This window comes from Streptomyces tremellae (assembly GCF_039540215.1).
Taxonomy (GTDB): domain Bacteria; phylum Actinomycetota; class Actinomycetes; order Streptomycetales; family Streptomycetaceae; genus Streptomyces; species Streptomyces tremellae.
This window is the reverse complement of record NZ_BAABEP010000037.1, coordinates 1-12,420: the sequence shown is the minus strand read 5'-3', so window position 1 is coordinate 12,420 and position 12,420 is coordinate 1. Positions and strand designations below refer to the sequence as shown.

At 74.4% G+C, this 12,420-nt stretch carries 10 protein-coding genes and 1 pseudogene; 6 read left to right on the top strand and 5 right to left on the bottom strand.

Annotation, left to right across the window (positions count from 1 at the left end; genetic code table 11):
- Positions 1 to 52: 52 nt before the first annotated feature.
- From ABEA77_RS22655 to ABEA77_RS22630, 6 genes and pseudogenes are all read left to right on the top strand, one after another.
- Positions 53 to 544, top strand: a complete 492-nt coding sequence (locus ABEA77_RS22655) for an Lrp/AsnC family transcriptional regulator (RefSeq protein WP_345650621.1) — start codon at positions 53 to 55, stop codon at positions 542 to 544.
- Complete coding sequence (locus ABEA77_RS22650; protein WP_345650618.1) at positions 529 to 1,908, top strand: aspartate aminotransferase family protein; 1,380 nt, start codon at positions 529 to 531, stop codon at positions 1,906 to 1,908. The genes ABEA77_RS22655 and ABEA77_RS22650 overlap by 16 nt, the downstream gene beginning before the upstream one ends.
- A gap of 213 nt (positions 1,909 to 2,121) precedes the next feature.
- Complete coding sequence (locus ABEA77_RS22645) at positions 2,122 to 2,847, top strand: ABC transporter ATP-binding protein (RefSeq protein WP_345650615.1); 726 nt, start codon at positions 2,122 to 2,124, stop codon at positions 2,845 to 2,847.
- Positions 2,829 to 3,968 (top strand): hypothetical protein, encoded by a 1,140-nt coding sequence (locus tag ABEA77_RS22640; RefSeq protein ID WP_345650613.1) that lies wholly within the window; start codon positions 2,829 to 2,831, stop codon positions 3,966 to 3,968. Before ABEA77_RS22645 ends, ABEA77_RS22640 begins: the two co-directional genes overlap by 19 nt.
- Positions 3,969 to 4,026: 58 nt before the next feature.
- A pseudogene (locus ABEA77_RS22635) lies at positions 4,027 to 5,179 on the top strand (LOG family protein).
- Positions 5,179 to 5,676 carry a GNAT family N-acetyltransferase gene (locus ABEA77_RS22630; RefSeq protein WP_345650610.1) on the top strand — a complete coding sequence of 166 codons (498 nt, stop codon included), beginning with the start codon at positions 5,179 to 5,181 and terminating at the stop codon, positions 5,674 to 5,676. Before ABEA77_RS22635 ends, ABEA77_RS22630 begins: the two are co-directional and overlap by 1 nt.
- 18 nt (positions 5,677 to 5,694) lie before the next feature.
- Here the strand turns inward: ABEA77_RS22630 and ABEA77_RS22625 are convergent, their stop codons facing one another.
- The 5 genes from ABEA77_RS22625 to ABEA77_RS22605 form a co-directional block, all read right to left on the bottom strand.
- Complete coding sequence (locus ABEA77_RS22625; protein ID WP_345650606.1) at positions 5,695 to 6,744, bottom strand: ABC transporter ATP-binding protein; 1,050 nt, start codon at positions 6,742 to 6,744, stop codon at positions 5,695 to 5,697.
- Entirely contained in the window at positions 6,744 to 8,369 is a 1,626-nt protein-coding gene (locus ABEA77_RS22620) for an ABC transporter permease (RefSeq protein ID WP_345650730.1), read from the bottom strand. The genes ABEA77_RS22625 and ABEA77_RS22620 overlap by 1 nt, the downstream gene beginning before the upstream one ends.
- Positions 8,370 to 8,481: 112 nt before the next feature.
- Positions 8,482 to 9,582: a thiamine ABC transporter substrate-binding protein gene (locus tag ABEA77_RS22615; RefSeq protein ID WP_345650603.1), complete on the bottom strand. Its 1,101-nt coding sequence runs from the start codon at positions 9,580 to 9,582 to the stop codon at positions 8,482 to 8,484.
- 319 nt (positions 9,583 to 9,901) lie between these two features.
- Positions 9,902 to 11,014, bottom strand: a complete 1,113-nt coding sequence (gene rlmN, locus ABEA77_RS22610) for a dual-specificity RNA methyltransferase RlmN (RefSeq protein WP_345650601.1) — start codon at positions 11,012 to 11,014, stop codon at positions 9,902 to 9,904.
- 305 nt (positions 11,015 to 11,319) lie between these two features.
- A complete protein-coding gene (locus ABEA77_RS22605; protein WP_345650727.1) occupies positions 11,320 to 12,417 on the bottom strand; it encodes a phosphatidate cytidylyltransferase in 1,098 nt (365 codons plus the stop codon).
- Between the last annotated feature and the right edge of the window lie 3 nt (positions 12,418 to 12,420).

Sequence of the window (12,420 nt, the reverse complement as noted above, 5' to 3'; positions counted from 1 at the left end):
TTCATCGGCAGAGGGTTGCGGGACGGACGAGGAGCAAGGCAGAGTGAGGAGCGTGGTCAGTCGCAGCGCAGAGTTCAGGAACGGGAACGGCTCCGCCCACGGGCTCGACGCCGTCTCCCTCGCCATCATCGAGCAGCTCCAGGAGGACGGGCGCCGCCCTTACTCGGCGATCGGCAAGGCCGTGGGGCTCTCCGAGGCAGCGGTGCGCCAGCGCGTGCAGAAGCTGCTCGACCAGGGCGTGATGCAGATCGTCGCGGTCACCGACCCGCTCACCGTGGGCTTCAGGCGGCAGGCGATGGTCGGCGTCCGCGTCGAGGGCGACATCGAGAGCGTGGCCGAGGCGCTCACCGCGATGTCCGAGTGCGAGTACGTGGTGGTGACCGCGGGCTCCTTCGACCTGATGGTCGAGGTCGTCTGCGAGGACGACGACCACCTGCTCGACGTGATCACCAAGCGGATCCGCACGCTCCCCGGCGTGCGCTCCACCGAGAGCTTCGTCTACCTCAAGCTGAAGAAGCAGACCTACATGTGGGGAACCCGATAGCCGTGAGCAAGGACCTCTCCAAGACCGCGTACGACCACCTGTGGATGCACTTCACCCGCATGTCGTCGTACGAGAACGCACCCGTGCCCACCATCGTGCGTGGCGAGGGCACCTACATCTACGACGACGCGGGCAAGCGCTACCTGGACGGGCTCTCCGGCCTGTTCGTGGTCAACGCGGGCCACGGCCGGCACGAGCTGGCGGAGACCGCGTACAAGCAGGGCCAGGAGCTCGGCTTCTTCCCCGTCTGGTCGTATGCGCACCCCAAGGCGGTCGAACTCGCCGAGCGGCTCGCGCACTACGCGCCCGGCGACCTCAACAAGGTCTTCTTCACGACGGGCGGCGGCGAGGCCGTGGAGACGGCGTGGAAGCTGGCGAAGCAGTACTTCAAGCTCACCGGCAAGCCGACCAAGCACAAGGTCATCTCCCGCGCCGTGGCTTACCACGGCACCCCGCAGGGCGCGCTGTCCATCACCGGACTGCCCGCGCTGAAGGCGCCGTTCGAGCCGCTGGTCCCCGGCGCGCACAAGGTGCCCAACACCAACATCTACCGGGCGCCGATCCACGGCGACGACCCGGAGGCGTTCGGCCGCTGGGCCGCCGACCAGATAGAGCAGCAGATCCTCTTCGAGGGCCCCGAGACCGTCGCCGCGGTCTTCCTCGAACCCGTGCAGAACGCGGGCGGCTGCTTCCCGCCGCCTCCCGGCTACTTCCAGCGGGTCCGCGAGATCTGCGACAAGTACGGCGTGCTGCTCGTCTCCGACGAGGTGATCTGCGCCTTCGGCCGCCTCGGCACGATGTTCGCGTGCGACAAGTTCGGCTACGTGCCGGACATGATCACCTGCGCGAAGGGCATGACGTCCGGCTACTCCCCGATCGGCGCCTGCATCGTCTCCGACCGGCTCGCCGAGCCGTTCTACCAGGGCGACAACACCTTCCTGCACGGCTACACCTTCGGCGGGCACCCGGTCTCCGCCGCGGTCGGCCTCGCCAACCTCGACATCTTCGAGCGCGAGGGCCTCAACCAGCACGTGCTCGACCAGGAGTCCGCGTTCCTGACGACGCTCCAGAAGCTGCACGACCTGCCGATCGTCGGGGACGTCCGCGGCAACGGCTTCTTCTACGGCATCGAACTCGTCAAGGACAAGGCCACCAAGGAGACGTTCACCGACGAGGAGACCGAGCGGGTCCTGTACGGCTTCCTCTCGCACGCGCTCTACGACAACGGCCTGTACTGCAGGGCCGACGACCGCGGCGACCCGGTGGTCCAGCTCGCGCCGCCGCTCATCTCCGACCAGGCGGTGTTCGACGAGATCGAGGGCATCCTGCGCCAGGTCCTCACGGAGGCCTGGACGAAGCTCTGAGCACGCGGGGGTGCCCGTGGAGCCCGGGGCTCCACGGGCACCCCCGAAGGCCACCGCGCCGCGGGTGCCACCGATCGGGTGAGAGAGGGGCACCCGCGCCGCGTACCTCTCCCCCGGCCCGCGCCCCGCCTCCTACCGTGCCCCTGACGATCTGCTCCGAAGCCCGCCGCCGCGGCGGCTGCGGGCCGTCCGATCAGAACCGAGGTGTACGCCATGGTGGCCCCGCCCGACAACGACGTCCTCCAGGCTCGTTCCCTGCACTGCTCACCGGGGGGCTTCCCCGCGCTCACCGGGGTCTCGCTCGGGGTGCGCGAGGGCGACATCCTCGCCGTCCTCGGCCCGCGCGGCAGCGGCAAGACCACGCTGCTGCGCTGCCTCTCCGGGCAGCAGGTGCCGCACGAGGGCGAGGTCTGGTTCGACGGACACCCGATCCACACCCTCAGCGCGGCCCGCCGCGAGCGGCTGCGCGCCGACAGCTTCGCCTGGGTGGGCGCCGAGCCCTCGCTCGTGCCCGAACTCAGCGGCTGGGAGAACGCCGCGCTGCCGCTGCTGCTGCGCGGCACCCCGCACCGCGCCGCGCGAGCCGCCGCCATGGACTGGCTCGAACGCCTCGACGTCGCGGACTGCGCACGCGCCAGACCCGACCGGATGCCCCGCGACCAGCGGCAGCGGATCGCCGTCGCCCGCGCCCTCGCCGCGGCCCCCACGGTCCTCTTCGCGGACGAGCCGACGGCCGCGCTGCACGCGGGCGACCGCACCCATGTGCTGCGCACGCTGACCACGGCCGCGCGCTCGCACCACATCACCGTCGTGCTCGCCTCCGTGGACGAGGAGGCCGCCGAGTTCGCCGACCGCGCCGTCCGGCTGGTCGACGGCCGCCGCGCGGATTCCGCCACCGGCTCGGACGAGGGGCAGGAAGCGTGCTCGCTCTCCGTCTAGCGCGCGGTTCGCGCCCGCTGGTCCAGCTCCGCCGCCTGCTGGTCGCCACCGCGTCGGCCGGGGTCGGCTTCCTGCTGCTCGCCACCCTGATGTGGGCGATCGGGCACCCCGAGGGCGCCGTGGTGCGCCTGGTGTGGTGCGTGATCCCGGCCGCCGCCGTCGTGCAGCTCGCGGTGGCGGTGGCCCGCACCGACCCCGGCACCACGCCGCGCCCCGGGCTCTCCGCGATCGGCCTCGGCCCGGTCAGGCTGACCGCGTACGCCTCCGTGACGACCGCGGCCTCCTCGGCCGCGGGCTCGCTCCTCGCGCTGCTGGTCTTCTGGCACCTGCGCGGCGACGGCAGCGGGCTCCCCCTGGACGGCGCCGCGGGCGACCTGCTGGCCGCCGACCGGCCGCTGCCGGCGGCGGCGGTGGCGCTGCTGCTCGCCGTGGTGCCGGTGCTCGCGTCGGCCGCCGCCGCGTTCGCGCTGCGCCCCGCGGCCCGCGCCCGGTACGCCAGGGCCACGGGTGAGGCGCCCGCGCCGGTCGGGCTGCCGTGGGGCGTGGCGCTCACCGCGGCGGGCCTCGCCGTGGAGACCTACGCGAGCCGGGGCCACGGCGCCCCCGTGCCGCTGCCCGGTCACTTCGACGGCAGCCCGGCCGGGGTGCTGGCGGGCTGGGCGCTCACCGCGGTCGGCCTCGCGCTGGTCGGGCCGGGCGTCAGCCACCTGTGCGGGCGGCTGCTCCAGGCCGCGCGGCCCGGAGCGGTGCGGCTGCTCGCGGGCCGGGCGCTGATGAGCCAGGCGGCGCGGATCGGCCGCCCGCTCGGCGTGCTGTGCGCGGTGGTCTCGGGCGCGTTCGCGGCCGCCGCGCTCTACGGGCCCGGCGACGAGCGCCCGTACGGCACGCTGACCGGCCTGGGCGCCGCCGTCGTCACCGGCTGCGCCGTCGCGACGCTGCTGACCGCGGCCGTCGAGGCGGTGCAGGCCAGGGAGGACACCTCGCGCTCGCTGCTCGACCTGGGGGCGCCCGCGACGGTGCTGCGCACCGCGGCGGGTGTGCGCGTGCTCGTGCTCGCCGCCGCCTTCGCCCCGCTGACCTGGCTGGTCGCCGCGCTGGCCGCGGCTCCGCTCGGCGCCTGACGGGGCGGCGGCCGGGGCCTTCCGCGCCACCGCGCCGCACTACGATGGCGCGGTGGCGATACCGCAGCAGAGACAGGACCCTGGCGAGGCCGGCGGCTCGGGGCTCCCCGAGGACCGCGAGATCGAGACGCTCAAGGAGTTCGACCGCAGGGCCGCGGGGGGGCGCGCTGGCCGGCTTCCGGGTACAGTCCGTCGACCTGACCGGCCGCACGCGGCAACTGCTCGGCCTGGACACGGCGGGCGCCGTCTTCCTCGGCTGCCCGATGGAGCCCGGGGCGCTCGCCAAGGTCCGCGCGGACGGTGCGCTGGTCTTCCCGCCCGTGCCGCACCTGCCGTTCGACCCGTACCGCGGCCTGCTCTACACCCCCGACCAGCTCTTCGAGAACCTCGACGAGGGGTACGAGGCGACGCCGGACGCCCTCGCCCACGCCTGGTCCCTGCGGACGCACGGCAGCGGCGACGTCTTCGCGTCGATGCTGCGGGCCGTGCACGACGACGCGATCTCCGACGCGCTCGACGAACACCTCGCGGGCGCGCGGGTGGTGGGCGTGATGGGCGGGCACGCGACGGAGCGCGGCACCGACGCGTTCGCGGGCGCGGCCCGCCTCGGCAGGACGCTGGCGCGCTCCGGCCTCACCGTGGCGACCGGCGGCGGACCCGGCGCGATGGAGGCCGCCAACCTCGGCGCGTACCTCGCGGGCGCCGGGCCCGAGGTGCTGGCGGAGGCGCTCGAACTCCTCGGCAAGGCTCCGTCGTTCCGCCCGTCGGTGACCGACTGGGCGCGCGCCGCCTTCGAGATCAGGCAGCGGTGGCCGCACGGCGGCGCCTCGGTGGGCATCCCCACGTGGTTCTACGGGCACGAGCCGCCCAACGCGTTCGCGAGCCACATCGCGAAGTACTTCGCCAACGCGCTGCGCGAGGACGGGCTGCTGGCCCGCTGCACCGCGGGCGTGGTCTTCCTGCCGGGCGCCGCGGGCACCGTGCAGGAGGTCTTCGACGACGCGACGGCCAACTACTACGGTTCGCGCGGCGAGCCGACCCCGATGGTGCTGGTCGGCGAGGAGCACTGGACGCGCACCCTGCCCGTCTGGCCGCTGCTGACGGCGCTCGCCGCCGGGCGCCCGATGGCGGAGCGCATCGCGCTGGTCGCCACCGTGGACGAGGCCCCGGCGGCCCTGGCCGGGCTCACCCGGCGGGCGGCCGGCGTCTGATGGCCGCCCCCGGGGACGTGGGGACGGCGCGCCTGGTGCTGCACGCGCTGACGCCGGACGAGGCCGAGCGGGTGGTGGCGGGCGAGCCGGGGCCCGGGGACCGCTGGGCGCCCGGCTATCCGGACGCGTTCGACGTGAAGGGCGTCAGCTCGTACCTCGCGGTGTGCTCGATCAGCGGTGATCCCGCGCCGTTCGGCACGTACGAGATCCGCCGCAGGTCCGACGGGTGCGCGATCGGCGGCCTCGGGCTGCACGGGCCTCCGGCCGCCGACGAGACGGTGACGGTCGGCTACAGCGTCATCGCGTCGCAGCGCGGCAACGGCTATGCCACCGAGGCCCTGCGCGGTCTCGTCGCACGGCTGCGCACGCTCGGCGTGACGGGCGTACGGGCCGACACCGACCTGGACAACACCGTGTCGCAGCGCGTGCTCAAGGCCGCGGGGCTGCGGGTGATCGGCGAGGACGCGAGGCTGCGCTACTACGCGCTGCTGTTCTGACGCCGGGCCCGCCGGGCCCTACCTGCCGGGCGCGTCGGGCAGGACGAGCACGTCGGCCGGGCCGAACGCCGCGCTGACCGCGGCGCCTTCGGCCGGTGCCTCGGCCAGCGCGCATTCGGCGTCCAGCGGGGGCGAGCCGTCCTCGGGGCGCAGGAGCACGGCGACCCGACTGCCCCGGAACGTCCTCGCCCCGACGGTGCAGCGCAGCCCCTCCGCGCCCTCCCCCGTGCCGGCGAGCCGCACGCCGGCCGGGCGCACCAGCACGGTCCGCTCGCCCTGCGGGGAGCCCGGCGCCACCGGCAGCTTGCCCCACGGGGTGTCGGCGACCTCGCCGCTCACGGTGGCGGGCACCAGGTTGTCGAAGCCGAGAAAGCGGGCGACGAAGGCGGACGCCGGGCGCTGCCAGACGTCGGCGGGCGTGCCGGTCTGCGCGATCCGGCCGCCGCCCATCACCACCACCCGGTCGGCGAGGGCGAACGCCTCGCCCTGGTCGTGCGTGACGGCGAGCACCGTGGTGCCGAGCCGGTTGAACAGGGCACGCAGCTCGACCACGAGCCGTTCGCGCAGCCCGCGGTCGAGCTGTCCGAGCGGCTCGTCCAGCATCAGCAGGCGGGGCCGCGGCGCCAGCGCCCGGGCGAGCGCGACCCGCTGCTGCTCGCCACCGGAGAGCGCCGCCACGGCGCGCCCGCCCGCGTCCGGCAACCCCACCAGGTCGAGGAGCTCGGCGACGCGGGCCGCCTGGTCGGCGCGGGAGGCGCCCCGCATCCGCAGCCCGAAGGCGACATTGCCCGCGACGTCGCGCTGCGGGAACAGCTGGTGGTCCTGGAACATCAGGCCGACGCCCCTGCGGTGCACCGGCACCGCCGCCTGGTCGGCGCCGTCGAGCAGCACCCGCCCGGCGTCCGGCGCGCCGAGGCCGGCGACGACCCGCAGCAGCGTGGACTTGCCGCTGCCGCTCGGCCCGAGGACGCTGACGATCTCGTGTTCGGCCACGTCGAGCCGTACGGCGTCGAGCGCGGTGTGCGACCCGAACCGCACGGTCACTCCGTCCAGGGTCAGCAGCGCCATCAGAACTCTCCCGAGCGGTCGGTGCGGATGCGTTCGAGCAGCAGCAGCGAGACGGCGCACACGGCCATCAGGACCGTGGACAGGGCCATCGCCTCGCCGTAGGTGAGGTCGCCCGGCCTGGCGAGCAGGCGGGCGACGGCGACCGGCAGGGTCGGGCTGTCCGGCCGCGCGATGAACACGGTGGCGCCGAACTCGCCGAGCGAGACGGCGAACGCGAAGCCCGCCGCCACCAGCAGAGCCCGCCGCACCAGCGGCAGGTCCACCTCGCGCAGGACCCGCAGCGGCGAGGCGCCGAGCACCGCCGCCGCCTCCCTGAGCCTGCCGTCGACCGCCCGCAGGACCGGCAGCATCGTCCTGACGACGAACGGCACCCCGACGAGCGCCTGCGCGAGCGGCACCAGGATCCACGAGCTGCGCAGGTCGAGCGGCGGCGTGTCGAGGCTGATCAGGAAGCCGAAGCCGACGGTGACCGCGGACACGCCGAGGGGCAGCATCAGCAGCGCGTCGAAGGCGCGCACCACTCGCCCGGCCCTGCGGGTCAGGGCAGCGGCGGCGAGCCCCCCGACGACGAGGGCGATCGCCGCGGCGACGACGGCGTACCGCACGGAGTTCCACACGGCGTCCAGCGGCGGCACCAGGAACGTGCCGCTGGTGTCGACGGCGGTGAGCGCCCGGTAGTACGCGAAGCCGTACCCGCCCGGGGTGTCGAGGGACCGCTCGACCAGCACCCCGAGCGGCAGCAGGAGCAGCAGCGCGACACTGGCGAGCACCCCCGCGAGCAGCGCCCACTGCCCCGCGCCGCGCGGCCTGCTCGCGGTGCGCGCGGGATCGACCAGGCGCAGGGCGCTCTCCCTGCGCCGTACGGTCCAGGCGTGCACGGCCAGCACCGCGCCGACCGCCGCGAACTGGACGAGGGTGAGGACCGCGGCGGTCGGCAGCTGGAGCAGCTGCGCGGTCTGCCGGTAGATCTCCACTTCGAGCGTGGCGAAGCCGGGCCCGCCGAGGATCTGGATGACGCCGAAGGAGGTGAAGGTGAACAGGAAGACCATCAGCGCGGCCGCGGCGACCGCGGGGCCGAGCGCGGGCAGGGTGACGCGGCGCCAGGCGGCGAAGCGGGTCGCGCCGAGCACCCGTGCCGCCTCCTCCTGCCGCGGGTCGAGCTGCGCCCACAGGCCGCCCACGGTCCGTACGACGACGGCGTAGTTGAAGAAGACGTGGGCGAGCAGGATCGCCCAGACCGTCGTGTCGAGCCGCACGCCCCACAGCTGGTCGAGGAGGCCGCCCCGGCCGAGCAGCGCGAGGAACGCGGTGCCCGCGACGACCGTCGGCAACACGAACGGCACGGTCACCACGGCCCGCAGCACCTGCTTGCCGGGGAACGCGAACCGCGCGAGGACATACGCGCCGGGCAGCGCGATCAGCAGGGTGAGCCCCGTCGAGGCGAGCGCCTGCCAGAGCGTGAACCACAGGATGTGCAGGATGTCGGGGCGCCCGAGCACCTCGCCGAGCGCGGCGAACTGCCAGCCGCCCGCGGTCCTGAGGCCGCGTCCGACGATCGCGGCGACCGGGTAGGCGAAGAAGACGGCGAAGAACGCGAACGGCACGGCCATCAGCGCGAGCCGCACCGCCGCCGGCCGCAGAGCCCGGCGCCGGGGCCCTGCCGGGCGCGGTTCGCGGGGCGCGGGGGCGCCTCCCGCGGGCCCGGCGCCCGTCACGTCGTGCGGAGCGAGGGACACGTCACTTCACCAGGAGCGAGGTCCAGGTCCGGACCCACTGGTCGCGGTGCGCGGCGATCCGGGAGGGCGCCATGGTCTCGCCGTGGGCGACCTTCGCGCCGAACGTCCTGAACACCGCGGGCTCCTTCGCGTCGTCGACCACCGGGTCGACGAACATCTGGAGCGGCATGTCCTCCTGGAAGCGCTTGCCGATCATGAAGTCGATGAGCGCCTTGCCGCCGGCGGTGTTCTTCGCGCCGTCGAGCAGGCCGGCGAACTCGGTCTGCCGGAAGCAGGTCCCGGTCGCCACGCCGGTCGGCGCCTCTGCGGGCGTCTTCGGCCGCGGCTTGGCGTACAGGACCTCGGAGGGCGGGCTCGACGCGTACGAGACGACGAGGGGCCTGGTCGCCTTGGCCTTCTTGCCGCCGGCCGAGCCGGAGAAGTCCTCGTCGTACGCCTGCTCCCAGCTGTCGACGACCTGCACCCCGTTGGCCTTGAGCTTCTTCCAGTAGCCCTGCCAGCCGGAGTCGCCGTACGCGGCGACGGTGCCGAGAAGGAAGCCGAGGCCGGGCGAGGAGGTGGCGACGTTCTCGGTCACCAGCAGGTTCTTGTACTGCGGCTTGACCAGGTCGGCGAAGGTGTCGGGCGGTGCGAGGTGGCGCTTGGCGAAGTAGGCGCGGTCGTAGTTGACGCAGAGGTGGCCGCTGTCGATCGGCGTGACGCGGTGCTTCGAGCGGTCGAGCTGCGTCGACGGGTCGACCCGGTCGAGCCCCTTCGCGGTGTACGGGGTGAAGAGGCCGTTGTCGAGGGCGCGGCTGAGCAGGGTGTTGTCGACGCCGAAGAAGACGTCGCCCTGCGGGTCGCCCTTGGTGAGGACGGCCTTGTTGACGGCCTCGCCCGCGTCGCCGCTCTTGAGCACCTTGACCGTGTAGCCGGTCTCCTTGGTGAACTCCTTGAGCACGGCGGGCGAGGCGGCGAAGGAGTCGTGGCTGACCAGCGTGACGGTCTTCGTCCTCGTGGCGCCCGAGCCGCCGGACGGGCCGTCCGAGCCGCAGGCGGTGAGGGCGGCGGCGCCGAGCGCCGCGGCGACCACCGCGGCGGCGAGCTTGCGGGTGGTGGACACTTCTCGGTTCCTCCTGGGACGTCCAGTCCAGGAAGAGACGCGGCCCTGCCCGCGGCCGCCGGGCGGGCGGGTGCGGGCAGGGCGCAACAGCTTGAGCAACGACCGAACTTCCTACCCAGAATGACCTGGGCGAGGTTCAGAGGGTCTGCGGCCGCGGCCGGGCTGTCCCGGGCCTTCGCCGCACTCTCAGCGCTGTGGCGCTCCCCTGTCGGGTGAATACGGTATGGATGTGTGCCGTGCGTGCGCCCCCAGGGTACACACCGGGCGCGACGCCGCCCCGCGCGCGGGCGCGGGCCCCGCGGGTCCGCGGCCCCCGCGCTCAGCGCTCCGCCGCCGCCAGCTGGCCGCACGCGCCGTCGATCTCCTGGCCTCGGGTGTCCCGCACGGTCACCGGGACGCCGTGCGCGGCGATCGCCTCGACGAACGCCTTCTCGTCCTCGGGGCGCGAGGCGGTCCACTTCGAGCCGGGCGTCGGGTTGAGCGGGATCAGGTTGACGTGCACGCGCCGGTTCTTGAGCAGCCGGCCGAGCCGGTCGCCGCGCCACGCCTGGTCGTTGATGTCGCGGATCAGCGCGTACTCGACGGAGACGCGGCGGCCCGACCTTTCCGCGTACTCCCAGGCGGCGTCGAACACCTCCCGGACCTTCCAGCGGGTGTTCACGGGCACGAGCGTGTCGCGCAGTTCGTCGTCCGGGGCGTGCAGCGACACCGCGAGGCGGCACTTGAGGCCCTCGTCGGCGAGGCGCAGCATCGCGGGGACGAGGCCGACCGTGGAGACGGTGATGCCGCGCTGGGACAGGCCGAGTCCGTCGGGCTCCGGGTCGGTGAGCCTGCGGATCGCGCCGACGACCCGGTTGTAGTTGGCGAGCGGCTCGCCCATGCCCATGAAGACGATGTTGGAGAGCCTGGCGGGGCCGCCCGGCACCTCGCCGTCGCGCAGGGCGCGCATGCCGTCCACGATCTGGTGCACGATCTCGGCGGTCGAGAGGTTGCGGTCGAGCCCGTTCTGCCCGGTGGCGCAGAACGGGCAGTTCATGCCGCAGCCCGCCTGCGAGGAGATGCACATGGTCACCCGGTCCGGGTAGCGCATCAGCACCGACTCGACGAGCGTTCCGTCGTGCAGCCGCCACAGCGTCTTGCGGGTGGTGTCGTCGTCACAGGAGATGTGCCTGACCACCGACATCAGGTCGGGCAGCAGCGCGTCCGCGAGCCGCTGCCGGGACGCGGCGGGGATGTCGGTCCACTGGGCGGGGTCGTGCGCGTACCGCGCGAAGTAGTGCTGGGACAGCTGCTTGGCCCGGAACGGCTTCTCGCCCGCGGCGGCCACCGCCTCCCGGCGCTCGGCGGGCGTGAGGTCCGCGAGGTGCCGCGGCGGGCGCTTCGCGCCCTTGGGCGCGGCGAACGTCAGTTCCCCCGGCTTGGGCGCGGCCATCGGCGACAACTCCTCGGTACGACAGTGGTGTGGCGGATCCCGTCCGCCGCGGCGCGCCACGGGGGCGCGGGGCCCGGGGCCGCCCCGGCGGTCTCACGGGACGGCCGCCGCGGCGCGGGGCCGGGCGGGACGGGGCGGAGCACAAAGGGGTCCACCGCGTCACGCGGCGGACCCCATCAGCGTACCTGCTCGGGCCGGGGCACCCGCCCGGCCGAAGCGGCCCCGGCAGCCGGCGCGCGGCGCGGCCGGTGCGGTGTGCGGCCTGCGACGCGGTGCGTGCGGCCTGCGGCCCGTGCCCCCTGCGGCTAGTGGGACCCCACGAACACCACCATCAGCAGCCAGACCACCGGCGCGGTCGGCAGCAGCGAGTCCAGCCGGTCCATGATCCCGCCGTGTCCGGGCAGCAGGGTCCCCATGTCCTTGATACCGAGGTCCCGCTTGATCATGGACTCGCCGAGGTCGCCGAGCGTGGCGCTGACCGCGGCGCCGAGCCCCAGCAGCAGCCCCTGCCACCAGAGCCCGCCGTCGACGAGGAAGTGCATGCACAGCGCGCCCGCCGCCATGGCGAAGGCGATTGCGCCCGCGAGGCCCTCCCGGGTCTTGCCCGGGCTGATGCGCGGCGCCAGCTTGTGGCTGCCGAAGCGCCAGCCGACCGCGTACGCGCCCGTATCGCTGATGACGGTGAGGATGATGAAGGTGAGCACGCGCCAGGGGCCGTCGTGTGCCGTGAGCAGCAGTGCGACGAAGGTGGCGAGGAACGGCACGTAGAAGACCGCGAAGACGCCGGCGGTGACGTCCCGCAGATAGCCGTCGGGGGGCTGCGCCATCCGCCAGACCAGGACCGCGAGCGCGGTCAGCGCCATCGCGAGCCAGGCGCCCTGCGGGCCCCACACGTAGCCGGCGACGACCATCATGGCGCCGCCCACGGCGAGCGGGACGATCGGCGCCCTGATGCCCTTCTTCTCGTCGAGCCTGCTGGTCAGCTCCCACAGGCCGACCACGACCGCCGCCGCGATCACCCCGACGAAGACGGCCTTGACGACGAACAGTGCGGCGACGACGACGGCGCCGAGCCCGACGCCCACCCCTATCGCCGCGCGCAGGTCGCGCCCCGCGCGCTTCTTCTGCGGGGGCTCGCCCGGTTCCTGCTGCGGTGCGGGCTGCGGTGCCGGGTTCGGCGGCATGGGCTCCTGCTGCGTCTCGTCCCGGAACAGGGGGCCGGCCTGGAGGCGTCCCGCCTCCAGGCCTGCGGCCTCGTCCTCCGGGGGGCGTCGGTCCACGGCGCCCCGCGCGGTGTGCCCGGGCACCGCGGCATCCCGCGGACCGCCGTAGGGCCCGCCGGGCAGCGGGCCCGCGGGCCGGCTGACGGAGGCGCTGCGCAGGAACACATGACGCCGCGGCATCCA